This is a genomic window from Marinobacter sp. BSs20148 (genome assembly GCF_000283275.1).
Lineage (GTDB): Bacteria > Pseudomonadota > Gammaproteobacteria > Pseudomonadales > Oleiphilaceae > Marinobacter > Marinobacter psychrophilus.
Genome location: NC_018268.1, coordinates 3318147 through 3344125, shown reverse-complemented (window position 1 = coordinate 3344125; position 25979 = coordinate 3318147). Strand labels below are relative to the sequence as shown.

Sequence of the window (25979 nt, the reverse complement as noted above, 5' to 3'; positions counted from 1 at the left end):
TAGCAAAATCACTAGTGTAATAATAAAACCAAAGATACAAGGAACAGCGGCATGGGGCGTTTTGATGGTCGGGCGGCTATTGTTACCGGAGCAGGCAGTGGCATAGGTCGGGCAACCGCCTTGCGATTGGCCTGTGAGGGTGCCCAAGTGATCATGGCGGATACTTCCGAATTGGGCTTGGTTGACACCGGGAATCTAATGCCGGAAGGGGCTGAGTACCTCCGTCGCCGTGTCGACGTTGCCGATGAGGCTCAGGTGAAAAAACTTGTCAGCGACGCTATGGACGCGTTCGGAAAAATTGACATCCTGTGCAACATCGCTGGCATTGCCAGCACAGGGAAAGGCCATCCACCGGTAATCGAAAACGAGCGAGACGAGTGGGACACGGTGTTGGCGGTGAATCTGATTGGCACCATGCTCCTCATAAAGCATGTCGCGCCGCACATGCAGGCCCGCAAACTCGGTTCCATTGTCAATACAGCGTCGGTTGCCGGTATTCGCTCGGGCGCAGGGGGCAATGCTTATAGCGCCTCAAAGGCTGGAGTGATCAACCTCACGATGACCGCTGCGTGTGACCTTGGCCTTCACAATATCCGGGTGAACGCTGTCTGCCCGGGCCTGGTTGAAACCGGTATGACAAAAGCGGTGTTTGATTACGCCCGCACCAATGAAAAAGCTCACAAGTTGGGCGCTCGCTGTGAACTGCGCCGCTACGGCGACCCGGAAGAAATCGCAGCGGCCATTCTGTTTTTTGCCAGTGACGATGCCAGCTATATCACCGGACAGGCGCTGCCTGTGGATGGCGGCAACACCGCCTCTCTGAACCTGCCAGGAATGAAAGTGTAATGAGTAAGCAAGAACCCCCTTATGTCGATAGCGCCTATGTCGATAGCACCTATGTCGATGGTACAGAGCTGCCGGGCTTTCATAACCTGCTCGGTTACCGCCAGGCTTCCTGGGAGGAAAACGAAGCGGTTATTGAGCTGGAACTGGAGCCAAAGCATCTAAACCTTGGTGGTGTCATTCACGGCGGCGTACTGACGTCGCTGGTTGATATCGCGATGGCCCAAGCTGGCACACACTGCCCCTTCCCGGGGCGAATGCGTAAAGCCATTACCTTGTCTTTGACCACAACGTTTACCGGCCAGTGCTCCAGCGGCACTATTCGTGTAACCGGGCGCAAGCGAGCCGGTGGCACCCGGATTTTTAACAGCACCGGCGAAGTGCATGACGATAAGGGCAATCTGCTTGCTATCGCCGAAGGCACGTTCCGGATGCGGTCTGGCAGCGACAAGCCGGAAGGCGTTCCTATCTGATTTTCAGTGCATAGAACAGAAACCTGGTTGGCTGCGAAGGCCGGTCATCGAATCAATAATAAAGAGGAAGCCGACATGTTCGAGTTGTCTGACAAAGCTAAAAATCTACAGGTGCAGTTGAGCGAGTTCATGGACGTGAACATTTATCCCAACGAGTCCACGCACCACGAACAGATTGAAAAGGCAGAAAATCGTTGGGCACCGGTTCCGATCATAGAGGAGCTTAAAGCGAAGGCAAAAGCGGAAGGCCTCTGGAACCTGTTCCTGCCGGAAAGCGATCTGGGCGCTGGCCTGACCAACTTTGAATACGCCCACCTTTGCGAAATCATGGGCCGTTCTGAAATGGCCCCGGAGGTGTTCAACTGTTCTGCACCGGATACCGGCAATATGGAAACAATCGCCCGGTACGGTAATGACAAACAGCAAGAGCAGTGGCTGAAGCCTTTGCTGGCGGGTGAGATTCGTTCCTGCTTTTCCATGACAGAACCGGATGTAGCGTCCTCCGATGCAACTAATATCGCCTGTGAGATCCGTCGTGAGGGCGATGAGTATGTGATTAACGGCAAAAAATGGTGGTCTTCGGGTGCCATGACCACCACCTGTAAAATTGCGATTGTGATGGGTAAAACCGATCCTGCCGCGCCCAAGCACCAGCAGCAGTCGATGATTCTGGTGCCATTAGATGCGCCCGGTGTGAAACTAGTACGCTCCCTAATGGTGTTTGGTTATGACCACGCACCCCACGGCCACGCGGAGATTCATTACGAAAACGTGCGGGTTCCTGTTGGCAACCTTTTGCTAGGTGAGGGGCGTGGCTTTGAAATCGCCCAGGGCCGTCTCGGGCCAGGTCGCATTCACCACTGTATGCGGATCATTGGCGTTGCGGAACGTGCGCTGGAGTTGATGTGTAAGCGTGCCAACGAACGCGAGGCATTCGGCAAGCCGCTCTCCAGCTTTGACTCTATCCGCAAGGACATAGCCCGCAGCCGAATCGAGATTGAGCAGGCGCGACTGTTGACTCTGAAGGCGGCGCACATGATGGACACCGTGGGTAACAAGGTAGCTCGTCAGGAAATCGCCATGATCAAGGTGATTGCTCCGAGCATGGCGCTGAAAGTGCTCGATCGTGCGATTCAGGTGCACGGTGGGGCCGGCGTGAGCCAAGACACCTTCCTTGCATCAGCCTGGGCTAAGGTACGGACATTGCGGCTAGCGGATGGGCCGGATGAGGTTCACTTAGATTCTGTTGCCAAGATTGAACTGCGTCAGTATCGCTAATCAGGGCTAAGCCACGGGTGGGCGCACTTCCGGCCAGCACCCAATCTTTGAGTATAAGGACCGAGTTATGAACAACCCACTTTTTGATATGACCGGTAAGGTGGCCTTGATCACCGGTTCCACTAAAGGCATTGGTCTGTCAATCGCCGAAGAAATGGCCCGTCTGGGCGCGAAAGTTGTTATCTCCAGTCGTAAGGCCGACGCCTGCGAACAGGTGGCGAATGAACTGAAAGGCAAAGGCTATGACGCCATAGCGATACCCTGCCATGTCGGCAAAAAAGACGACCTTCAAAATCTGGTAAACAAAACCAACGAAGCCTGGGGCAGTATCGACGTGCTCGTATGCAACGCCGCCACCAACCCGGTCTATGGTCCCACCTCCGAAATGACCGACGAGGCCTGGGATAAAATCATGGACACCAACGTCAAAGGCACCTTCTGGCTCACCAACATGGTGCTGCCGCAGATGGCGGAAAAAGGTGAGGGCGCCGTTGTGTTGCTGTCCAGCATCGCCGGAATCCGCGGTAACACAACCATCGGAACCTACGGTGTATCCAAAGCAGCAGAAGCCGCACTGGCCCGGAACCTGGCGGTTGAATGGGGCCCGAAAGGCATCCGCATCAACAGCATCGCCCCCGGCCTGATCAAAACCGACTTCGCCCGTACACTCTGGGAAGATCCGGTGCGCGTTAAACGAGCCGAAGACAAAACCCCACTGAGAAGAATCGGCGACCCGGTAGATATCGCAGGCCTGGCCGTATTTTTATCAACCAAAGCCAGCGCCTACATAACCGGCCAGACCATTGTCGCCGACGGCGGCGAAACCATCTGTTAAAGCAGCTATTACTGAAACGTGCCAAGGGCTGCGGATGGGGGTGTTTTTCTGCAGGGAAAAGATGTTTGAGCGCAACGATTTGTTTTCCCGAAAGAAAAGCGCCCCTATCCGCAGACCGCTACCACCAATAGAAGCGGCTGCCCAAAATTGAAGGCAACATAAAAAATGAGCATAACTCCAGAGCTGGTGGACGTCCTCCCAGCCCACACATTCGATGAAGCCCAGCTCTTGTCCTGGCTTCAGCAAGCTATGCCGGGTTTTGGCAGCCGCCTTGAGGTAAAGCAGTTCCAGGGCGGCCAGTCCAACCCGACATTCCTGCTGGATACCGACAGTGGTCGCTACGTCCTGCGTAAAAAACCACCCGGTAAAACGCTGCCGTCTGCTCACATGGTCGAGCGGGAGTACAAAGTTATCCGTGCGCTATCGGATAACACATCGCTGCCGGTACCCAAAGCTCGGGTGTTGTGTGAGGACAGCGAGATTATAGGCACGCCTTTTTACGTGATGGACTTTCTGGAAGGCCGCATCGTTAGCCATTCAGCCTTGCGAGTGCTGGGTCGCAAAGAAAGATTGCTGGCCCACCATTCCGCTATCGACACCTTGGCAGAATTGCATTCTGTGGATGTGAACGCAGTAGGCCTGGGAGACTACGGTCGTCCGGAAGGCTATGTGGCACGCCAGGTTTCGCGCTGGAGTAAACAGTACCTGGCGGCCAAAACCGACGAAATGCCTGCCATGGACAGACTTATGGCATGGCTGCCCAAAAACCTGCCTTCAACCGATGAGTGTGCTATTGCCCATGGTGACTATCGCTTCGGCAACCTGATGCTTGCTCCGGACAAACCCGAGGTGATCGCCGTTCTGGATTGGGAGCTTTCTACGCTTGGGCACCCGTTGGCGGATCTGGCCTACTACTGCCTGCCATATCACCTGCCATCGGATATACCGGGTATGCGCGGGCTGAAGGGCGAAGACTTAGAAGCACTGGGCATACCGGGTGAGCAGGAAATTATCGCTCGTTACTGCGCCAAGACCGGCCGCGAAAGTATTGCAGACTGGCACGTCTACCTCGCCTTTTCGCTGTTCCGATTAGCCTCTATCGTCCAAGGCGTCTACAGACGCGCGCTGGACGGTAATGCTGCCAATGCCGATGCTCTTGACGTAGGCAAACGCGCCAGCTTGCTGGCCGAAACCGGCTGGAAAATCGCCAGTGCGGGAGCGCTGACATGACATTCCCCATCGTTCGGCGCATCCTCATTACCAACGACGATGGCATTAACGCGCCAGGGCTGGCGCGGCTGGAAAAGATTGCCCGTAACCTGGCAGAAGAAGTCTGGGTTGTTGCTCCGGAGCACGACCGTAGCGGTGCGGGCCAGAGCATCTCGATACACCACCCGTTGCGGGTCTACGAAACCGGGAATAAACGCTACGCGGTTTCCGGTACTCCGGCAGATTGTGTGCTCTATTCCCTTGCCCAGTGGTTCAGTGAAATACCTCCGGATCTTGTGTTATCAGGTGTCAATTGCGGAGCCAACATCAGTGACTCGGTGCAGTACTCGGGTACGGTTGGCGCGGCGCTCAGCGCTCATCATATGAACATTCCCGCTATTGCCTTAAGCCAGGCCTTTCTGTCCCGTGAGGGTATCGACTGGGCGCCCGTCGAACAATTTGGCGAGGCGGTCATCCGCAAACTATGGCAGCCGGGCGAAAAGCGGGCCTGGAACGTGAACTTTCCTGCCTGCGAGGCCGGAGATATCGTTTCTGCACGCTGGTGTAAGCAGTCCAGTGGTTCCATCCAGCAAGCTCGCCTAAAGGAGGGCCATGATTCCCGCAGCCTACCTTATTGGTGGTTGGGGTTTGATCGCAACTCCCGGCACATCATAGCACCAGACTCCGATGTGGCCGTGCTGAGAGACAAGGCAGTCGCCATTACACCCCTGCGACATGAAGGCCCCTTGCCCGGGGATACCAAAGAATTTGATCTGTCCGCGATGCTGGCAGGCTGATGTACACCTGGAGACAACAATAATTATGTTCACACGTCACTATGCGGTTTGGCCTACAGATCTGCCCAAGACCATGACCCTGCCGAAAACCAGTGTTTTTACCAATCTGGAAATATCGGCCCTGCGCTATCCTGACCAAACAGCCATCATTTTCTACGATGCGTTCATCACATACCGCCGGCTGCTTGCGGAAGTGGAGTCTATGGCAGGTTACCTGCAGGCGCAGGGTGTGAAAAAGGGTGATCGGGTGCTGCTGTATATGCAGAATTCGCCGCAGTATGTGATCTCCTACTACGCGATTCTGCGGGCAGATGCCGTGGTGATTCCGATAAACCCGATGAACCGGGCCGCAGAGCTAGAACATTATATTGCGGATACAGGCTCACGGGTATGCCTGGCAGGCCAGGAACTGGCTGAATACATTACGCCGCTGTTGGGAAAAACCGATTTGGAACAGATTGTGGTGGCTTCCTACAACACATACATTAAGCCTGATACCGACCTGGATCTGCCGGCGGAAGTCGCAAGCCCGGCCTGGTCGGGCGATGCTCCGGGCGTAGTGAGCTGGGAAAGCGCTATGGCGGCGAGCCTTAGCCCTCAACAACATACGGCAGGCCCGGAAGATCTGGCCGTCATCCCCTATAGCTCTGGTACAACGGGTGCACCAAAAGGCTGTATGCACACCCATCGCTCGGTAATGGCAACGGCGGTACACCGTGTGTTCTGGAATCTGAGCACTTCTGACAGCATGCAGCTGGCCACCCTGCCATTTTTCCATGTAACCGGCATGACCGGCTCCATGAACGGGCCGATTTTCGCCGGCTCGACGGCGGTGATTATGACGCGCTGGGATCGCACCACTGCATTAAGGCTTATTGAACGCTACAAGGTCACCGCCTGGGCCAACATCGTTACCATGGCGGTGGACTTTCTTTCCAGTCCGGATATTGGAAAATACGACCTCTCCAGTCTCCAAATGATTGGTGGCGGAGGTGCCGCCATGCCCGGCGCCGTTGCGGAAAAACTGAAAAGGCTGACGGGGCTCAACTACATTGAGGGCTATGGCTTGTCAGAAACCATGGCCGCAACCCACATCAACCCCAACGCGAAACCCAAAGCACAGTGTTTGGGTATCCCGGTGTTTGATGTGGACAGCCGGATTATTGATGTGGATACCCTGGAAGAGAAAGGGCCGGGTGAAACCGGTGAGATCGTTTCCTTTGGTCCGCAGGTGACCATCGGCTACTGGAACCGGCCGGCCGAAACCGATGCGGCGTTCGTCGAAATTGATGGCAAGCGTTTCTTCCGCACCGGCGATCTCGCGTATTACGACGAAGAGGGTTACTTCTTCATGGTCGATCGCCTTAAGCGAATGATTAACGCATCCGGATTCAAGGTGTGGCCTTCGGAAGTTGAGGCCATGATGTACAGACACCCTGCCATTCATGAGCTGTGTATTATCTCGGCCCCGGATCCCAAACGTGGGGAAACGGTGAAGGCCTGCATCGTGCTCATACCTGAAGCAGAAGGCAGTACCAGCGTTGAGGACATTACGGATTGGTGCAAGGAACAGATGGCGGTCTATAAAGTGCCCACCATTGTTGAATTTGTGAGTGCATTGCCAAAATCCCCCACGGGCAAGCTGATGTGGCGGGCGCTTCAGGAGGAAGAATGGGCAGGTACAGATCATGAATAAAAAACCCAGTATTTTAATTGTGGGTGCCGGCGCTATTGGTAGCTTCTACGGTGCCATTCTAAAGAAGGCCGGCTGTTCCGTGAGTGCTGTATTGCGCTCAGACTATAATGCGGTCAGAGCCCAAGGTATTCGAATCACAAGCCCGCTTGGAGACCTGTCCTACGAGCCCGATCATGTATACCGTGATGGTGACTTGCCGGAAGAAACGCCAGACTTTCTGATTCTGTGCGTGAAAGTTCTGCCCGGTGTGGATCGGGTTGCACTGGTTGCGCCCTGGATGGGTGAGAAGACCCGTCTGGTTCTGATCGAAAACGGCCTGGATATCGAAAAAGAGCTGGCCGATGCCTATCCGCAGAACCCTCTTATAAGCTGTCTGGCCTTCATTGCCGCAAGCCGCACAGAATCCGGCGTCGTTGAGCACAAAGCCTACGGCAAGTTAGTGATGGGGCGTTATCCGGAAGGTATTGATGAGGGCTGCCGGGCTTTGTCCCAACTGTTTTTAGAAGGTGGCATTAAGAGCGATCTGACTGAGCGTGTTGTGAGTGAGCGCTGGCGCAAATGCCTCTGGAATACCCCGTTCAACCCATTGTCGGTTGTTGCCAACGGTGCGGATACCCTAACTATGCTGGATACTACGGGCGGCGAAGAGCTCGTCCGGGCCATGATGCGCGAGGTGATAGAGGTCGCTGTGGCAGAGGGCTATCCAATGGATGAGGCGTTGATCGATCAGAACATCGACAACACCCGTAAAATGCCTGCCTACAAAAACAGTATGGCGCTGGACTATCTGAACGACCGTCCGATTGAACGGGAGGCTGTGTTGGGTAACGTGGTGGCGTTAGCCAAGCGCCACGGTATTGCAGTGCCTCACCTGAATACGGTGCTGGTTACTCTGAAAATGCGCGCAGCGCTGGAAGGGCGGGAATAGTGTTTAGAGAGTGTTTAGAAGGTTTGTAGAGAGCATTCAGAGCCCGCTTGCCGGGCTCTGAATGCATCAGTCCTGCTCAGGCCACGTACATAGCGAGGTTTTCTACTACGCAGGCCGGTTTGTCCTGACCATTTATTTCTACGGTGGTTTTGTAAGTCGCCAAAATCCTTTTGTCGTCCACCGATGTGACATCTACCAGTTCGACTTTTGTGCGGATATCCGAACCCACCGGCACTGCCGCTGGAAATCGAAGTTTGTTCAGCCCGTAATTGATAGTGGCCTTGGTGCCCGCAACCCGCAGAGCTTGAGGGTTGAGCCGGGAGATCAGGGACACGGTCAAATACCCATGGGCGACCGGGCACTTCCAAGGCGACTCCCGTTTCGCCCGCTCCACATCCACGTGAATCCATTGGTGGTCACCCGTGGCATCGGCAAACGCGCCGATCATGCTCTGGGTGATGGTAAGCCAGGGGCTGAAGCAGCACAGGCTTCCTTTATGGCTGGCCAGCTCATCGAGTTGTATTTCCACCATATTGAGCCCTTCTATACCGCGTAACCGGGATTTTTGCTGTCGAGAAGCCGCAGCAGCGCCGGCCAAGTGAGCGCCGCTGCGCTACCGAGGGCTTGTGACTGCTCTGCAGTCGTTCGGACAGCCTGTTCGGAGGGCATATGCACTGGGCCGCAACTCTGTGCTTTAACCTGTATTTCGCAGGCTTTCATCAGGAAGTACAGGTACGTAAAAGTTTCCGGTACGTCTTTGCCAGCGGTCAGAACACCGTGATTGCGCAGCATCATCATGGATTTATCCCCGAGGTCTCGAATCAGGCGCTCACGCTCATCCAGGTTCAGAGCGACACCTTCATACTCGTGGTAACTTAGGTGCGCTAAACAGAGCATGGCTGTCTGGCTCAAGGGCAGCAGGCCGTCTCTGTGGGCGGAAATCGCTACACCATCTGCGGCATGAAGGTGCATGACGGCACCGGCATCGTCGCGTCCCATGTGCACAGCACTGTGTATGGTAAAGCCGGCGGGATTCACCCTGCTAAGACCTCCGGATGCCACAACCTGTCCGTCTTTGTCCACTTTCACCAGAGAGGAAGCTGTGATCTCGTGAAACAGCAGGCCGTAAGGATTAATAAGAAAGTGATGTTCGGGGCCAGGTACTCGGGCGGAAAGGTGGGTGAAAACCAGGTCATCCCATCCGAACAGGGCGACAAGGCGGTAGGCCGCAGCTAACTCTTTGCGAACCTGCCATTCTTCCGCTTTCAGCGTATTCGCATCGGTATCCGAGGTGTTTGTTGTCATATTGTTCACCTTTTTCCTGACTTTGTATAACCAAGGGGGTGGCGATCCACCCCCCGAAAAAGTCCCTTGGCTGATCAAAATAAGCTCTCAGGCACACTCATTACCGAGTTTAGCTTGCCTGTAAAAGAAACGCATAGCGTTCCAAGTGGAAGTCATCATCACCCAGTTGGTGGTTGATCATGATCAATCGCTTGGCGTAGTGGGCAAAATTGTATTCCCATGTCATACCAATACCACCGTGGGATTGTATGCCTTGTTCTGAAATAAACTGCCCGCTGCGGCCGATGACATTTTTTGCGGCGGAAAGCGCGCGACGGCGCTCATCGCTTTGTTCTTCGTCTGCCACGCTGGCGGCCAGAATAGCCATCGAGCGAGCTTGCTCAAGTTCAGACATCATGTCGACCATGCGGTGCTGCAGCACCTGAAACTTACCAATGGGTACGCCAAACTGTTTACGCTGTTTGAGGTAGTCGAGAGTAAGCTCGTTGGCGACCTCCATAACACCGACGGCTTCCGCGCATAGCGCCGCAATGGCACGACCGGCCTGGTACTCGATTACTTCGCTGGCGCTGCCCTCTTCGCCGAGCAGGGCGTCAGCACCCACGTGAACATTGTTCAGCGTAATATCACAGCCTTTGGAACCGTCAATGGTCGGGTAAACGCGGCGCTCAATGCCTGCCGTATCCGGCTTCAATACAAACAGGCTGATGCCGTTAGTGTCGCGGGTGCCGCCCGAGGTGCGAGCGGATACCACAATGAGGTCAGCACAGTGCCCACCAATCACAACGGCCTTGCGTCCATTAAGTACAAAACCACCGTCTTTTTTCTCAGCGTGGGTTTGCACATCGTTCAGGTCGTAAAAGCTCTGAGGCTCCTGAAGTGCGACGGCTGCCCGCAGTTCGCCGCTGGCAATACCGCTTAACCAGACGTCCTTCTGGCTATCGTTTCCGGCCTGGCTGATAAGGCCGCCGCCAAAAACGACCGATTGCAGGTATGGCTCAAGGCACAGGCCACGGCCCAGCTCAGTCATAAGCGACTGTACTTCTACACCGCCACCGCCGAAGCCGCCCATCTCCTCCGAAAATGGAACCGCGGTCAGCCCCAGTTCGCTCAGCTGCTTCCAGAAATCCACGCTGAAACCAGCTTCGGTTTCACTGTATGCCAGGCGCTTTTCAAAACTGTACTCACCGCGCACCAGACGGGCCACGGTGTCCTGCAGCATCTGCTGCTCTTCATTGAGTCGGAAATCCATGGTTGCCTCCTTAAAGCCCGAGAATCATTTTCGACACGATATTTTTCTGAATCTCGTTGGATCCGCCGAAAATCGAGAGCTTACGATTGTTGAAGTACTGAGCTGAAAGCGGTGCAGCATTTTCGTCTGATAGGAACTCGCCTTCGTAATCAAGGTTCAGTTCTTCTTCCGCAAACGGAATGGCATAGGGCCCAATGGCTCTGCGTGCAAGGTCATTAATAGCTTGGCGAATTTCTGTGCCCTTTACCTTTAGCATGGAGCTTTCCGCCCCGGGCATGCCGCCGCCCTCAACCGCAGCAATAATGCGCAAGTTGCTGATGGTCGCCGCAGTCAGGTCAATTTCAACCCGGGCAATACGCTGGCTGAACGACGTGTCTTCAATCAGCGGGCGGCCATTCTTGATGCAACGAGATGCCAGGTGCTTCAGGTGAGACAGCGCGGCTTTGGACAAGCCGATGCCGGCCAGGCCGGTGCGCTCATAAGTCAGCAGGAACTTGGCGTAAGTCCAGCCTTTGTCTTCCTCTCCTACCCGATTTTCAACCGGCACTTTGACGTCTTGAAAGAAGACTTCGTTCACTTCGTGCTCGCCGTCAAGGGTGATGATCGGGCGCACGGTGATACCTGGCGTGTTCATGTCGATCAGCAGGAAGGAAATGCCTTCCTGTGCTTTCACCTCGGTATTGGTGCGCACCAGGCAAAAAATCATGTTGGCGTACTGGCCAAGCGTGGTCCAGGTTTTCTGGCCGTTCACAATGTAGTGGTCGCCTTCGCGCACAGCGCGGGCTTTCAGCGATGCGAGATCGGAACCTGCGCCGGGCTCGGAATAGCCTTGGCACCACCAGTCTTCTCCGCTTAGGATGCGTGGCAGGTAAGTCTGCTTCTGCTCTTCGTTGCCAAACTTGATGATAACGGGCGCCACCATGTTCACGCCGAACGGAACAGAGCGGGGCACACCGTACTGGCAGGATTCTTCATCCCAGATATGCTTTTGAACCGGTGTCCATTTCACACCGCCGTACTCTTCTGGCCAGTGCGTGGCGTACCAGCCTTGTTTGCAGAGAATCTGCTGCCAGCGCTGGTGATCCTCTTTAGTCAGGTGGCGGAAACCCTTCACTTTGGCGGCAATGTCTGCCGGTAGCGCCTGGTCCAGAAAAGCCCGGACGTCATCCCGGAAGGCGAGCTCCTCCGGCGTGTAGTTTATGTTCATGGGACAACCTCTCTGTTCGTTCTAGCGAAAGCGCATACCGCATAGCAGAATAGGGTAAGAGTGAATGATCTGTCCTTTTCTGTCAATTCCTTGTAATTCGGTTAAATCACTCGTTTTTACGACGTTTGGCAGAATTTAGTTTTATAAGGTTGTTGTATTGAGTGACATTGCCTATATTCGTTCTACGGAAACTAATATTGCGTTGCGAAATGTAAAAAGTATCAATACCGCAGTGCGAAACAGAAGTTGCCGTTAATTAACAATCATAACGCGAGGTTTTCAATGATAAAAACAACAATTTTCACAAAGCGTTTGCTCATTGGTGTTTTGAGTACAGTCTCATTTTTCGCCCACAGCGCTGAGAATATTGAATTGCCCTCCACATTGGCCATGACGGCCTACGGTACCGGGTCAGCAGGTTATACCCAGATGGTATCCATCGGTAACCTGCTAAAAAATGAATACGGCACCTCGGTGCGCATTTTGCCCGGTGAAAATGACGTGTCCCGAATGACACCCCTACGTATGGGGCGGGTGCCACTCTGTGCCTGTGGCATTGCCAGTTACTACGGCTCCGAAGGCGTATTGCTGTTTGCCGATCCGCAGTGGGGGCCGCAGTCCATTCGCCTGATTAGCACCTCTACCGCCAGTTTCGGTCTGGGTGTCGCGGTTGCAGGTGACATTAATGTGAAAACGCCGGCGGATTTGAAAGGCAAGCGGGTGGCTTACATCCGTGGTGATGACGCCCTGAATATTGGCACTGAAGCCTTTTTGGCATTTGGGGGCCTGACTTGGGATGACGTTGAACGGGTCGAATTCCCGGGCTACGGCCGTTCTTTTGAAGGCATTGTGGCCAACCAGGTTGACGCCGCGTTTACCATGAGCGTGGCGCCGCCCGCTCAGCAACTGTCCGCCAGCCCAAGGGGTATCGTGTGGCCGGAACTGGACCCAGAGAATAAAGAAGGCTGGCAGCGGCTTCAGACCGTGGCGCCGTATTTTCAGCCCCACAAAGTGACGTCTGCTGCCGGTGAGAACTATGGCAAGGACAGCCCGTGGATCGGCGCCACCTACCCGTATCCCATATTGGTCGGCAATGAGAGCCTAGACGATAAAACCGCCAGAAATCTGGTCCGTGTGCTGATCGAGGACCATGACAAGTACAAAGACGCTGCTCCTGGCAATGCGGGTTACTCGCTAGAAAATCAGAACATGCAGTGGGTGATTCCTTATCACGATGCGGTTGTTGAGTATTACAAGGAAATTGGACATTGGACCGATGCCATGCAGGCGCATCAGGATGGGTTGGTTAAACGTCAGGGACTCCTGAAAACCACCTGGGGCAGCTTCATGGAATCCAGCCCGCCGGAAGACGGAGACGCGTTCCGTATCGGCTGGATGGAAGCACGAGCTAAAGCACTTGAAGCAGAAGGCATGGAGGCGGTTTTCCGTTAGGACCTGCCCCATTGCTCCGGCGTATCGCTGCTGTCTTGGCGACGATACGCCGGGGGTTTCCGTTTTTATCATCATCGCATCGGAGCCTCTGATCTTATGAGCTTGCCTCAGAAACAACCTGTTAATGCGGGCGAAATATCCGGTATCCGCCAGTTATCCGGGTTCTGGCTTTGGGTACCCCGAGTGGCGACTCTGGCGCTGACCCTGCTGGCAATTGATTATCTGTTTAACCTTCGGTTATTCACTGCGGTGACGTCGGTGGAAAGCCAGTTCTTCTATACAGTGGTAGCATTGATGCTGCCGCTGGTTTTCGTGCTTTGGCCCGCTTTTGGTAAGGCTTCGCGCACAAAAGTACCTTGGTACGACGTGGTGCTGTTCTTGTTTGCGGTCTCGGTATGCGGCTTTTTCGTGCTAAACGCGGAACAGATTCTCGACAGTGGCTGGGAGTACGACGCGCCGGACTACGCCATTGTGATGAGCTTCCTTTTTTGGGGCGTGGTGATCGAGGCGGCGCGACGGGCCGGCGGTTGGCCGATCGGTCTCATTGTCGCGGTTGCAGGTCTGTATCCGATTTTCGCTGATGTTGTACCGGGGCCGATTCAGGGCTTTCCTTCATCACCTTCCCAGACTGCTATTTACCATGCCATGAGCCGCGAGAGCGTCATGGGTATTCCGCTACAGGCGTTCGCTAACCTGGTAATCGGCTTTTTGTTGTTCGGCGTTGCGCTACAACAAACCGGCGGTGGTAAGTTCTTTATCAATCTGGCGTTTGCCCTGCTCGGTCATGTCCGGGGTGGCCCGGCCAAGGTTGCGGTATTCTCCAGTGGCCTGATGGGGTCTATGAGCGGCAGCGTGATTACCAACGTGCTCACCACCGGTGTGCTGTCTATCCCAGCTATGCGGAAGGTGGGTTTTGGGCGGTCTTACGCCGCCGGTGTCGAAGCCTGTGCGTCTACGGGTGGCGTACTGATGCCGCCTGTGATGGGCGCAACGGCGTTTATTATGGCCAGCTTTCTGAATATTTCTTACGGTACGATTGCGCTGGCGGCAGCGGTTCCGTCATTCCTGTATTTCATGGGTCTGTTTATTCAAATTGACGCTTACGCTGCGCGCCACGAACTCAAAGGATTGCCAGCGAATGAGCTGCCTTCCCTACGCCAGACTTTAAAAGAAGGCTGGTACTTCATTTTTGTCTTTGCGCTGCTGATCTGGCTGTTGTTTTTCCTGCGGCGGGAGGCGATTGCGCCTTTCTACGCTACGGCCTTGTTGTTGGTGATCAATCAAGTGTTGCCATACCAACGTTGGGGCTGGGAGGATGTGAAAGGCTTTTTCTCCAGCGCCGGTAAGTTATTTGCGGAACTGATTGCCATTCTGGCGGGCGTGGGTCTGCTGGTGGGGGCGCTGTCGGTAACTGGCATGTCTGGCACCATCGCCAATGATCTGATTTTTCTGGCCGGTGGCAATACCCTTGTACTGCTATTTATGGGGGCAGCGACCAGTTTTATCCTAGGCATTGGAATGACCGTCACGGCGGCCTATATTTTCCTGGCAGTGGCCCTGGCTCCGGCGTTGATTAACGGTGGTGGTATGGACCCGTTGGCGGTTCACCTGTTCATCCTGTATTGGGGCATGCTGAGCTTCATCACACCACCGGTGGCACTGGGTGCCTTTGCTGCTGCCACGGTGGCGGGTGCCCGACCAATGGAGACCGGCTTTCAGGCCATGAAGCTGGGTAGCGTGATTTACTTTATTCCGTTCCTGTTCGTGTTGAACCCGGCGTTGATACTCCAGGGCTCCTGGGATGAAATCCTGATTGTGCTGCCTCAGGCCATTGTGGGTGTGGCGTTGATTGCGGGCGGTATGCAGGGTTACCTGCTGGGCATTGGCAATCTTTCGCTTTATCCGGTGCTCCAGTGGCCCATTCGTCTGGCGTTGATTGCCGGCGGGATGCTGTTGGCGATTCCCGGAGGCGGCCCGGTACCCTTCACCAATCTGGAGTTGACGATGATCAGCGCGGTGCTGATTTTGCCAGCTCTTGCGCTGGTGTGGTGGTCTAACCGGGTCGAGACAGTGTTGGTGTAAAGGAAGCTTCTATAGACAGCGGATATAAAAAAGGCAGGGCCATACAGCCCTGCCTTTTCTGTTTTAGCGTAAACGTCGGTGTTAACCGAAGGCGGGAATGCCGGTCTGTCCACGGCCGAGGATCAGGGCGTGGATATCGTGAGTGCCCTCATAGGTATTAACGGCTTCCAGGTTCATTACGTGGCGAATGACATGGTATTCGTCTGAAATACCGTTGCCGCCGTGCATGTCACGGGCAACTCGGGCTATGTCCAGGGACTTGCCGCAGTTGTTACGCTTCATCATGGAAATTGCATCCGGAGACGCTTCACCGGCGTCCATCAGGCGGCCAAGTTGCAGCGCACCTTGCAGGCCAAGGGCAATGTCGGTCTGCATGTCTACCAGCTTTTTCTGGATAAGCTGGTTCGCGGCTAGTGGCTTACCAAACTGCTTGCGCTCCAGGGTGTAATTGCGGGCCGCATGCCAGCAGAATTCCGCCGCGCCGAGAGAGCCCCAACTTATGCCATAGCGGGCTTTGTTGAGGCAGCTGAACGGCCCTTTCAGACCGTCTACATCCAGTTTATTCTCGTCAGGGCAGAACACCTCGTCCATAAAAATGGAACCCGTTTCGGAGGCGCGCAGAGAGAATTTACCTTCAATCTTAGGGGTGTGCAGACCCTTGGCGCCACGTTCCAGTACAAAACCGGTGACCCTACCGTCAAGTTTGGCCCAAATCACGAAGACATCCGCAATGGGGGAGTTGGTAATCCAGGTCTTGGAGCCGCTGACCAGATAGCCGCCATCGACTTTCTTGGCGCGGGTCTCCATACCGCTAGGGTCAGAACCATGGTTGGGCTCGGTCAGACCGAAACAGCCAACCAGTTCACCGGAGGCGAGTTTTGGTAGCACGCGTTTTTTTAGTGCTTCCTGGCCAAACGAGTAAATCGGGTACATAACCAGCGAAGACTGAACACTCAAAGCCGATCGGTAGGCAGAGTCTACACGCTCGACTTCGCGGGCAATCAAACCATAGCAAACATGATTCAAGCCAGGACCGCCGTATTCTTCCGGCAAGGTGGCACCGAGCATGCCCAGCTCTCCCATATCGGTGAATATGGAACGATCGAATTTTTCGTGTCGGTTGGCCTCAATAATTCCGGGCATCAAGCGTTGGTCACAGAAACTACGGATGCTGTCCCGAACCTGCCGTTCGGTTTCATCCAGTTGCTTGTCAAATTGCAGCAGGTCATCCCACGGTGCGGAAGCCATGTTGTTTCTCCTCAGTGAAAATCAGTTGTGAACTCGTTCAATCACAGCGGCAATGCCTTGGCCAACGCCAATGCACAGGCTGATAAGGGCGTAGCGCCCGCCGCTGCATTCCAGCTGACGGGTAGCGGTAAGTGCAATCCTTGCGCCGGATGCGCCAAGCGGGTGGCCAATTGCAATGGCCCCTCCGTTCGGGTTCAGCCGGGAGTCAGTGGGGTCTAAACCCAGTTTAGTAGTACAACCGAGAACCTGGGCTGCAAACGCCTCATTAATCTCGATGACATCCATATCGTTAAGCCCAAGGCCAGCGCGAGCCAAGGCTTTTTCGCAGGCCAGAACCGGGCCCAGGCCCATTACTCGTGGCGAAACACCTGCAATGGCGGCTGACACAATGCGCGCGCGGGGCTTTATTCCAGCGCGTTCGCCGGCTTCTCGGGAGCCGATGATCAGGGCAGCTGCACCGTCGTTAATGCCGGAAGCATTGCCCGCCGTCACTACGCCGCCTTCAACTAAGGGGCGGAGCCCTGCGAGCAACTCGGCGTTTGACTGGGGGCGTGGGTGTTCGTCTTCGCGGATTGTAATCGGGGGGTTTTTGCGGCCATTAGGCACATCAATACTCAAGATCTCGTCTTTGAAGAAACCTTTGCGGCGGGCCTCTTCATAACGGGCTTGGCTCTGGGCCGCAAACTGATCTGTCAGTTCGCGGCTCAGGCCGAGATCGCGGGCAATGTTATTGGCGGTTTCAGGCATGGTGTCCGCGCCGAAAACGCTCTCAATAAGCGGGTTCGGGAAACGTGCGCCAATGGTGCTGTCGAAGGCACGAAAATCCCTGCTGAAAGGAGTCTCTCCTTTGGCGATCACAAAAGGGGCGCGGCTCATGCTCTCGGTACCGCCGGCGACAAACAATTCACCTTCGCCGCAGCGAACCGCCCTGGCAGCGTCAATGATGGCCGCCAGTCCGGAGCCACAAAGTCGGTTAACGGTCAGCCCGCCTGTCTCGACTGGAAGGCCTGCCAGCAATCCGGCGTGACGTGCCACGTTGCGCGCATCTTCGCCCGCTTGGTTGGTACAGCCTGCAATAACGTCTTCATAGGCTTCCGGGGCGAACGCATTGCGCTCAACCAGTGCCCTGATCACGCTTGCCAGCAAGTCATCGGGCCGAACCTGGGAAAGAGAGCCCGCATGGCGGCCAAAAGCAGTCCTGAGACCATCGTAGATAAATGCACTCATTGTTCTTCCTCTGGGACATGCCGAGGTTCTCGGGTCAGCTTGCGGCCTCGAGGGTAAAAGATCCCGGTCTGTCTTGTCATTTGTGCTAATATAGTTTCATCATGCGAAACTGTGTTTTGTATTGGGTTCGAAAAGACTAATCGGGGTGTGTGTGAAATGCAAGCAGAGACCGTCTCTGCCAGCGTGGCTCTAACAAGGACAAAGCAGGTATGAGTGCTGCAGGTCGCTGGCTATTGCCTTTGGCGGTTTTGCTTGAGCTGATTGCTATTTGTATGTCCAGCACTCAGCTCAGTGCAATCTCGGGCGTGTTATTTATTTTTTGCTTTCTGTGTGTGGGCCATCCTCTTCAGACGTACGCCCGCACTTTGCTGCTGGTTTCTCTGGCGGTTGTTGCGTGGTTTTCTATCCGCGGCGAACTGGGCACGGACCGGTTGATCAAAGCTTCTGCTGATGCTGCATTTTACGCCGCATTCCTGGCAAGCCTTGGAATGATGCAGTGTCTGGTCAGGCGTTTTGAAGTGCTGCGTCGGATTCACGATGTCCTGTTGGGCGGTCGTGCCATCTGGCTGTATCCGAAGTATGCCCTGGTTAGCTGTAGCATAGCCTCTGTACTGAGTTTCGGAATGATGAGCCTGCTCTGTGGCAGTCTTTCAGAAACTCTGCGCGAGCGTGGAATTTCCGGCGAGTCCCGCTTGCAGTGGCTGCGCAGTGTTCTGATCAGTACGCTTCGCGGTTTCGCTCTTGTTCCTCTGGTGGCACCCACCAGTGTCGCCGTGGCCATACTGACCCGGGAATTGCCCCAGTTAAGCTGGTCTATGCTTCTGCCATACGGCCTTGCGGCGTCAGTGGTTCTGGTTGTGGTTGGCTGGATACTGGAACAGCATCGATTTCGGCAGGTCAGCAGCGAACGTGTGGCTCTTGAACAATGGCCGTCGGGCTCTTTGCAGTTGCTTGGCCTGGTCTTAATCGTATTTGTCGTCATGGCTGTTATCGTCGCCTTGACCGACTTCAAAGTGTCGGTCGCCGCCATGATGGCTGTGCCCTCTGTTACTGTTCTTTATATGATGTGGCGGGAACGATCGGTCGGGGTGGTGCTCAAGGAGAGCATGACTCAGGTTTCATCCATGAATAATGAAATGGCAATTTTTGCCGCATCGGCGATTCTGGGTGTGTCCATTTCCAGCGTTATTCCAGCGGATGCCTTAAGTGGTCTTGCAACCTCCGCTGGTGGAATGTGGGTACTCGCTGTTGTCGGTATGCTGAGCTTGCCGCTGCTATCAGCCATTGGGGTTATCCCGATTACAGTGCTTAGCGTTCAAGCGGGTCTTCTGCCGCAGCTCATTGCGGAAGGCATGGATCCGCTGCTGATATCTGTCGCTTTGGTTATCGGCTTTTCCCTGGCGATGATGCTTTCGCCGTTTGGGCCAGCTGTCATGCTGCTGTCGCGCTTTGGTCAGGTGCCGCGCCGGGTAGTGGCATTTCGCTGGAATGGCGTTTTTGTCTTGATAGTCGTGCCCCTATTGCTGGCGCTTCTGGCGTTAGAGATTATCGTTTTGCCAGCCATTCTGTGAGCGAAGCGTTCAAGCGTTACTTATTCTGTCAGGTAGAGCGCCATACCCATTATTCTTCATAGTTGGCAATTTCCCGAGTTTATGATGCTGCGTGAAAGGCAAGTGTTTCATTTTTGATGCAAGTTTTGATCTGAGTTTGTGGTACTCGTATTCATCAACGTTTAAAATGCCTTACACTTTGTATATAGAATTTAAAGCTCGGAACACTGCAGCGAGCGACGTTTTGGAGGACGCCAGATTATGTCAAAAGAAAAAGCTGCGTTACCGGAGCACATAGCTGCTTCCGGTGGCGATGGACCGGTGAAGCCGGAGAAAGATCGTAAGTTCGTCGAGGCGTTGTCTCGGGGTCTGGACGTGTTGCGTGCTTTTAGCCAAGGCTCTGTGATTCTTGGCAATCAGGATATTGCACGTCTTACAGGTCTGCCTAAGCCAACGATATCCCGCATGACCTACACTCTGACCCAACTAGGATACCTTAGCTACAATACTCAGCTGGAAAAATATCAGCTCAGTTCCGGTGTACTGGCGCTGGGTTATGCTTATGTATCCAATTTAAAGGTCCGTCAGTTAGCCAGACCTTACCTGGACGAGTTTGCGCGTCAGACTAATATGTCGGTCGGACTTACTTGCCGTGATCGTTTGCACATGATTTATGTCGAAAACCGGTTACCTCCTGAAGCGTCTTTACTGCGTATGGATATTGGCCTCAAGCTACCGATGGCAACAACGTCTGCTGGTCGCGCTTACTATTGCGCCATATCGGATAAAGGGCGCAAGGTCGTTGAAGATGCCATGGAAGTAAAGTACGGCGACGATTCCTGGCCCCAGAAAAAGGAAGGGTTAGACCGTGCCATGGAGGATTATAAAAAGTATGGCTTTTGCCTTTCCATCGGCGAATGGGATCGCAATATTAACTCTGCGGGTGTGCCTGTTCACTTGCAGGATGGCACGATCATGGCATTGACCTGTGCAGCGCCTTCTTATTTGGTGCCCGCCGAAAGACTTCGAGAATCCATTGCTCACCAACTGGCAATGCTGGCAAGCGATATTGAGTCTCTGGGCGTTTAGGCTCGTCCCGAGGAACTGCAATAGCCAGCTTCATTGGCATTTTATTAAAACCGCAGGATTTGTTCTGCGGTTTTTTTTGTCCAATTTTAAATGGTGGTTGAAACCCGGAGAAAATGCGTATTAAATCGGAGTCGTGTTTCGCTTGTTAAAACTAAATTCCATATAAATTGATGGAGGGTGTATGTCTGAGGTCGTAACTTACAGTCGTGAAGGCAATATTGGCGTTATTACAGTGAACTATCCGCCAGTTAATGCCCTCAGCCATGCAGTGCGCTCAGGCTTGATCGCCGCGCTGGAGCAAGGCCAGGAAGACTCCGAAGCCAAGGTGCTTTTGCTGGTGTGTGAAGGCCGAACCTTTATCGCGGGTGCGGATATCCGTGAGTTTGGCAAACCTATGCAGAAGCCGGGCCTTGCCGAGCTCGTCGAGACCTATGAAAACAGTGAAAAGCCTCTGGTTGCGGCTATTCACGGCACCGCGCTCGGTGGCGGGCTAGAAATGGCTCTTGGTTGCCATTATCGGGTTGCACTGAATAGTGCAAAAATTGGTCTACCGGAGGTCAAGCTCGGCTTGTTGCCGGGAGCCGGCGGCACTCAGCGTTTACCACGCCTGACCGGCGCACAGAAAGCGCTTGAAATAATTACGTCTGGTGAGTTTGTCGGAGCTAAAGACGCCCTGGCACTGGGCATTTTGGATGTCGTTGATGACGGTGAGGATGTTAAAGCCGCAGGCCTTGCTTATGCGCAGCAGATTGCGGATGAGGGCAAACCTGTGCGTCGGGTCTGTGATCTAAAGGATAAGATTGCGGCCGATAAGGGCAGCGATGTATTTGATCAGTTCCGCGCCGTACTGCAAAAGAAGGCTCGCGGTCAGTTTTCGCCATTCAAGTGTGTAGACGCGATTGAAGCGGCGTTTGACCTGCCGTTTGCTGAGGGCATGAAGCGTGAGCGCGAGCTGTTTACGGAATGCATGGACTCACCCCAGCGTGCTGGCCAGATTCATTCGTTCTTCGCCGAGCGCGAAGTCTCTAAGGTTAAAGGGCTGTCAAAAGATACGCCGGTTCGCGATGTGAACAGCGTCGGTATTATTGGCGCGGGTACCATGGGCGGTGGTATTGCCATGAACTTTGCCAACGTTGGTATTCCCGTCATCATTGTGGAAATGAAGCAGGAAGCTCTGGATAAAGGGCTGGGCATTATCCGCAAGAACTACGAAAACTCAGCGAAAAAGGGACGCCTCACCCAGCAGCAAGTCGAAGACCGGATAGCGCTGATCACCGGTAGCCTGAGTTACGACGATTTCAAAAGCGTGGATCTGGTGATTGAGGCTGTGTTTGAAAACATGGCGGTCAAGAAAGAGATCTTCGCAAAGCTAGACGCTATTTGTAAGCCCGGCACTATTCTGGCGTCTAACACCTCTACTCTGGATGTCGACGAAATTGCCTCGGCCACCCGTCGCCCGGAAGACGTTGTGGGTATGCATTTCTTCAGTCCGGCCAACGTGATGAAACTGCTGGAGAACGTTCGCGGCAGTAAAACCTCTGATGAGGTGAAAGCCACGGTGATGGCGGTCGCCAAGAAGATAAAGAAGGTGGGTGTGCTGGTTGGCAATTGCCACGGCTTTGTTGGCAATCGCATGCTGCACCGGCGTGGTGCTGAAGCCATGACGCTGGTCAATGAAGGCGCTACACCGCAACAGGTAGACAAGGTGCTGACGGATTTGGGCTATCCCATGGGGCAGTTTGCGATGTCTGATCTGGCGGGTATCGATGTGGGTTATCGGATCCGCGAAGAACGTCGCAACGCTGGTGAACAGGTAGCGCCGAGCTGGATGGATAAGCTTGCCGAGCAGAATCGCCTTGGTCAGAAAACCATGGCAGGTGTTTACAAGTATGAGGAGGGCAGCCGCAATCCTGTTCCGGATCCTGAGGTGGAGCGGATCATTGAGGATTTCCGCAAGGAGCAGGACATCAGCTCCCGTGAGATCACGGACCAGGAAATTCTTGAACGCTGCATGTATGTGATGGTTAATGAGGCAGCCAAGATTCTGGAAGAGGGCATTGCTGACCGGGCTCTGGATATCGACGTGGTCTGGATTTATGGCTACGGCTTCCCGGCTTATCGTGGTGGCCCTATGTTTTGGGCGGATCAGGTGGGTCTGGACGTGATTCTGGCCGCTGTAGAGAAGTATCACGCTGACGTGGGTGGAGAGCAGTGGAAACCTGCTGATTTGCTGAAACAGTTGGTTGCTGATGGGAAGAAGTTCGGCGACTTGTAAGGCCGTTATTGGCTGGCCTCTTTTGTCTGAAGCATAGGGGGCTGGCCCGATAGCGACCGAATTTTCTTCTTGCCCTATTGCGGTGAGGGGTAAGTACTTCATCTTTATTTCGAGGCAATTTTTATGTCAGACGCCGTTATTGTATCTACCGCACGGACCGGTCTTGGGAAGTCTTATCGGGGCGCTTTGAACAACACCCACAGTGTGGATCTTGCCGGGCATGTGATCAAACACGCCGTTGCGCGTGCAGGTATTGACCCCGCTATCGTTGAAGATGTGATTCTCGGCGCAAGTTTTCAAGAAGGCGCACAGGGCAGAAATATGGCTCGCCTGGCGGCTATTCGTGGTGGCTTACCGGTGACAACTGCAGGGTTGTCGATCAACCGTTTCTGCAGCTCTGGCCTTCAGGCTATTGCTATTGCGGCGCAACGTGTGGTTTCGGAGAAGGTGCCGGCAATGGTGGCTGGTGGTGTGGAGTCTATTTCTTTGGTTCAGAACGACAAGTTCAACAGCTTTCATGCGACCAACGAATGGCTGATGAAGCATAAGCCCGAGCTGTACATGGCGATGATTGAAACAGCGGACATTGTTGCTCAGCGCTATAACGTCAGTCGTGAATCTCAGGACGAATACGCCCTGATCTCCCAGCAGCGTACGGCTGCGGCGCAGGAAGCCGGCAGGTTTGACGATGAGATTGTGCCGTTTGACGCCACGATGCTGGTGAAAGATAAGGAAACTGGCGAAGTGAGTAAAAAAGACGTCACTCTCACTCGCGACGAGTGCAACCGCCCGAGTACGACGCTTGACGCGCTGCAGGGCTTGAAGGCGGTGCGTGGTGAGGGCAATTTTATCACGGCAGGTAATGCCAGCCAGTTGTCTGACGGTGCGTCTGTGTGCACGGTGATGAACAGCACCTATGCCGAGAAAAACAATATCGAGCCTATGGGGATTTTCCGTGGTTTTGCAGTCGCAGGGTGTGAGCCGGACGAGATGGGTATTGGCCCGGTGTTTGCCATTCCGCGTCTGTTGGAGCGTAACGGCCTGACCATGGATGACATCGACCTTTGGGAGCTGAACGAAGCATTCGCGTCTCAGGTGGTGTACTGCCGTGATCGTTTAGGTATTCCGATGGAAAAACTGAATGTTAACGGTGGCTCTATTTCTATCGGTCACCCTTACGGTGTCACTGGTTCTCGCCTTGCCGGTCACGCCTTGATTGAAGGCAAACGTCGCGGCGCCAAATACGTTGTGGTGACCATGTGCATTGGTGGTGGCCAGGGTGCTGCAGGTTTGTTTGAAGTGGTTTGACGGCAAACAGCGCCCGTTAGCCAACCGTCAAAACAATAAGCATTACGAGGGTGTCAAAACGTGCAGCAAAAGATCATCAACCCACAGGACTTGGCGTTCCAGCTCTATGAGCTTCATAACGTAGAGCAGTTTCTCGTCTTTACTCGCTATTCTGATCACAGCCGTGAAACCCTTCAGGCCGCGCTTGAGCTGGCATTAAAGGTTGCCGCAGAGGAGTTTGCTCCCCATGCGCGGCTGGTTGACGAGGAAGAACCGCGCTTTGAAAACGGCCGGGTGAAGATGCGCCCGGAAGTGAAAAAAGCGTTGGGCGTGTTAAAAGACACCGGGTTGATGGCGGCTGGCCAGGATTATCACCGTGGTGGCATGCAGCTGCCGGCGGCCGTGGCTCAGATGTGTGTGGGTATGCTGAAAGGCGCTAACGTTGGTACTCAAGGCTATGCCGGCCTGACAATTGCTGCGGCTAATCTGATTATGGTGCAAGGCTCGCCGGAACAGCAGGCCCGTTTCGCTGAGCCGATGATGGCCGGTCGGTTCTTTGGCACTATGTGCCTGACAGAACCTCAAGCGGGCTCTTCTCTCGGAGACCTGTGCACCCGCGCGGAGCCTCAGCCGGACGGAACCTATCGCCTGTTCGGCAACAAGATCTACATCTCCGGTGGTGACCACGAATTAAGCGAGAACATCATTCACATGGTGCTCGCTCGTTTGCCGGGCGCGCCCTTGGGTGTTAAGGGCATTTCCCTGTTTTTGGTGCCGAAGATTCTGGTTAATGAAAACGGCAGCCTCGGTGAGCGGAATGATGTTGCGCTGGCTGGTCTGATTCACAAGATGGGGTACCGGGGCACCACCTCCACCATGCTCAACTTTGGTGAAAAGGACGGTGCAGTCGGCTACCTGGTGGGTGAGGCCAACAACGGCCTGGCGGCTATGTTCCATATGATGAATGAGGCCCGCATTGGTGTTGGCTTAGGCTCTGTTATGCTCGGCTACACCGGTTATCTGCACGCGTTGGAATATGCTCGGGAGCGTCGTCAGGGCAGGCCCCTTGGCGAAAAAGACCCGAGCGCACAGCAGGTGCCATTGATTCGTCACCCGGATATTCGCCGCATGCTGCTGGCCCAGAAAGCTTACGTGGAAGGCGGGTTGGCCTTATGCCTGCAGGGTGCGATGCTGGTGGATGAGAAAAAATTAGCCGCCACTGATGATCAGCGTAACTTGGCTGCAGGCCTGCTCGACTTACTGACTCCGGTGATCAAGTCCTGGCCTTCGCGCTATTGCCTGGAGGCCAACAGCCTGGCGATTCAGGTACACGGTGGTTATGGCTACACCCGGGAATACCCTGTGGAACAATTTTACCGGGATAACCGCCTGAACCAAATCCACGAAGGGACTCACGGTATTCAGGGTATTGATCTGTTGGGCAGAAAGGTTTCCATGGCTGGCGGCCGGTTTTATAAGGAACTGATGCTGCGCCTCGACGCAACCATTGCGGCAGCCCGCCAGGAATCACGGCTTGCAGAATCTGCTGATCGTCTTGAACAGGCGATGAAGGCAATAACGGACGCTACAGAGGCGATTAACGGCGAGAAAATCAAGGGTGACAAAGAGAAGGCTCTGGCGAATGCCACGCTGTATCTCGATGCCTTTGGCCAAGTTGTGGTTGGCTGGCTCTGGCTTCGACAAGGGCTCTCAGCCATTGCCGGGTTGGCTGGCCAAGGTGAGCAAACCGCTGCGTTTTATGAAGGTAAAATCAAAACCTGCGAGTACTTCGCCCGCTACGAACTATCCGGTGTACTGAGCACCGCAGAACTGCTGAAAGCTGTTGATACCACTGCGCTGGAGATTCTTGAAGATCAGTTCTAGACACCTGAACGGGATAATGGGAAAAAGCAGAAACTGTGGTCTGCCGGTCGAGATAGGTCGAA

The 25979-nt window shown here is 54.5% G+C and carries 21 protein-coding genes; 15 read left to right on the top strand and 6 right to left on the bottom strand.

Annotation, left to right across the window (positions count from 1 at the left end; all coding sequences use genetic code 11):
- Positions 1 to 51 precede the first annotated feature (51 nt).
- The 8 genes from MRBBS_RS15270 (at position 52) to MRBBS_RS15235 (ending at position 8059) form a co-directional block, all read left to right on the top strand.
- Entirely contained in the window at positions 52 to 846 is a 795-nt protein-coding gene (locus tag MRBBS_RS15270) for an SDR family NAD(P)-dependent oxidoreductase (protein ID WP_014872468.1), read from the top strand.
- A complete protein-coding gene (locus MRBBS_RS15265; RefSeq protein WP_014872467.1) occupies positions 846 to 1316 on the top strand; it encodes a PaaI family thioesterase in 471 nt (156 codons plus the stop codon). Before MRBBS_RS15270 ends, MRBBS_RS15265 begins: the two co-directional genes overlap by 1 nt.
- A gap of 75 nt (positions 1317 to 1391) precedes the next feature.
- Complete coding sequence (locus tag MRBBS_RS15260) at positions 1392 to 2594, top strand: acyl-CoA dehydrogenase family protein (protein WP_014872466.1); 1203 nt, start codon at positions 1392 to 1394, stop codon at positions 2592 to 2594.
- A 67-nt stretch (positions 2595 to 2661) separates the two neighbouring features.
- Positions 2662 to 3429 (top strand): SDR family NAD(P)-dependent oxidoreductase, encoded by a 768-nt coding sequence (locus MRBBS_RS15255; protein WP_014872465.1) that lies wholly within the window; start codon positions 2662 to 2664, stop codon positions 3427 to 3429.
- Between the two features lie 165 nt (positions 3430 to 3594).
- On the top strand, positions 3595 to 4659 hold the full coding sequence (locus tag MRBBS_RS15250) for a phosphotransferase (protein WP_014872464.1): 1065 nt from the start codon (positions 3595 to 3597) through the stop codon (positions 4657 to 4659).
- Positions 4656 to 5435, top strand: coding sequence for a 5'/3'-nucleotidase SurE (gene surE, locus MRBBS_RS15245; protein WP_014872463.1), 780 nt, complete (start codon positions 4656 to 4658; stop codon positions 5433 to 5435). The genes MRBBS_RS15250 and surE overlap by 4 nt, the downstream gene beginning before the upstream one ends.
- A 25-nt stretch (positions 5436 to 5460) precedes the next feature.
- Entirely contained in the window at positions 5461 to 7131 is a 1671-nt protein-coding gene (locus tag MRBBS_RS15240) for a long-chain fatty acid--CoA ligase (protein ID WP_014872462.1), read from the top strand.
- Positions 7124 to 8059, top strand: coding sequence for a ketopantoate reductase family protein (locus tag MRBBS_RS15235; protein ID WP_014872461.1), 936 nt, complete (start codon positions 7124 to 7126; stop codon positions 8057 to 8059). The genes MRBBS_RS15240 and MRBBS_RS15235 overlap by 8 nt, the downstream gene beginning before the upstream one ends.
- 76 nt (positions 8060 to 8135) lie before the next feature.
- On the opposite strand, the gene MRBBS_RS15230 is transcribed toward MRBBS_RS15235, so the two are convergent.
- The 4 genes from MRBBS_RS15230 to MRBBS_RS15215 all read right to left on the bottom strand — a co-directional run bounded on the left by MRBBS_RS15230 (position 8136) and on the right by MRBBS_RS15215 (position 11823).
- Positions 8136 to 8591, bottom strand: a complete 456-nt coding sequence (locus MRBBS_RS15230; RefSeq protein WP_041635331.1) for a MaoC family dehydratase — start codon at positions 8589 to 8591, stop codon at positions 8136 to 8138.
- 11 nt (positions 8592 to 8602) lie between these two features.
- Positions 8603 to 9364, bottom strand: coding sequence for a class II aldolase/adducin family protein (locus MRBBS_RS15225; RefSeq protein ID WP_041635330.1), 762 nt, complete (start codon positions 9362 to 9364; stop codon positions 8603 to 8605).
- Between the two features lie 109 nt (positions 9365 to 9473).
- The gene (locus tag MRBBS_RS15220) at positions 9474 to 10616 is read right to left on the bottom strand and encodes an acyl-CoA dehydrogenase family protein (RefSeq protein ID WP_014872457.1); all 1143 of its coding nucleotides are present in this window, start codon (positions 10614 to 10616) and stop codon (positions 9474 to 9476) included.
- Positions 10617 to 10626: 10 nt separating this feature from the next.
- Positions 10627 to 11823, bottom strand: a complete 1197-nt coding sequence (locus tag MRBBS_RS15215; RefSeq protein ID WP_014872456.1) for an acyl-CoA dehydrogenase family protein — start codon at positions 11821 to 11823, stop codon at positions 10627 to 10629.
- A 282-nt stretch (positions 11824 to 12105) separates the two neighbouring features.
- Between MRBBS_RS15215 and MRBBS_RS15210 the strand changes: the two genes are divergently transcribed.
- Together MRBBS_RS15210 and MRBBS_RS15205 are read left to right on the top strand one after the other, a co-directional pair.
- A complete protein-coding gene (locus MRBBS_RS15210) occupies positions 12106 to 13275 on the top strand; it encodes a TAXI family TRAP transporter solute-binding subunit (protein ID WP_014872455.1) in 1170 nt (389 codons plus the stop codon).
- Positions 13276 to 13371: 96 nt separating this feature from the next.
- Complete coding sequence (locus tag MRBBS_RS15205; protein WP_014872454.1) at positions 13372 to 15357, top strand: TRAP transporter permease; 1986 nt, start codon at positions 13372 to 13374, stop codon at positions 15355 to 15357.
- 81 nt (positions 15358 to 15438) lie between these two features.
- Here MRBBS_RS15205 and MRBBS_RS15200 read toward each other — a convergent pair whose 3' ends face one another.
- Both MRBBS_RS15200 and MRBBS_RS15195 read right to left on the bottom strand, forming a co-directional pair.
- Positions 15439 to 16605: an acyl-CoA dehydrogenase gene (locus tag MRBBS_RS15200; RefSeq protein ID WP_014872453.1), complete on the bottom strand. Its 1167-nt coding sequence runs from the start codon at positions 16603 to 16605 to the stop codon at positions 15439 to 15441.
- Positions 16606 to 16626: 21 nt separating this feature from the next.
- The gene (locus tag MRBBS_RS15195; RefSeq protein WP_014872452.1) at positions 16627 to 17832 is read right to left on the bottom strand and encodes a 3-oxoadipyl-CoA thiolase; all 1206 of its coding nucleotides are present in this window, start codon (positions 17830 to 17832) and stop codon (positions 16627 to 16629) included.
- Between the two features lie 209 nt (positions 17833 to 18041).
- On the opposite strand from MRBBS_RS15195, the gene MRBBS_RS15190 reads away from it, so the two are divergent.
- From MRBBS_RS15190 to MRBBS_RS15170, 5 genes are all read left to right on the top strand, one after another.
- Positions 18042 to 19403 carry a hypothetical protein gene (locus MRBBS_RS15190; protein WP_014872451.1) on the top strand — a complete coding sequence of 454 codons (1362 nt, stop codon included), beginning with the start codon at positions 18042 to 18044 and terminating at the stop codon, positions 19401 to 19403.
- Between the two features lie 240 nt (positions 19404 to 19643).
- Entirely contained in the window at positions 19644 to 20471 is an 828-nt protein-coding gene (locus MRBBS_RS15185) for an IclR family transcriptional regulator (RefSeq protein ID WP_014872450.1), read from the top strand.
- A 181-nt stretch (positions 20472 to 20652) separates the two neighbouring features.
- Complete coding sequence (locus MRBBS_RS15180) at positions 20653 to 22746, top strand: 3-hydroxyacyl-CoA dehydrogenase NAD-binding domain-containing protein (protein ID WP_014872449.1); 2094 nt, start codon at positions 20653 to 20655, stop codon at positions 22744 to 22746.
- A gap of 123 nt (positions 22747 to 22869) precedes the next feature.
- The gene (locus MRBBS_RS15175; RefSeq protein WP_014872448.1) at positions 22870 to 24054 is read left to right on the top strand and encodes an acetyl-CoA C-acyltransferase; all 1185 of its coding nucleotides are present in this window, start codon (positions 22870 to 22872) and stop codon (positions 24052 to 24054) included.
- Between the two features lie 60 nt (positions 24055 to 24114).
- Complete coding sequence (locus tag MRBBS_RS15170) at positions 24115 to 25917, top strand: acyl-CoA dehydrogenase (protein WP_014872447.1); 1803 nt, start codon at positions 24115 to 24117, stop codon at positions 25915 to 25917.
- The last annotated feature ends 62 nt before the right edge of the window (positions 25918 to 25979 follow it).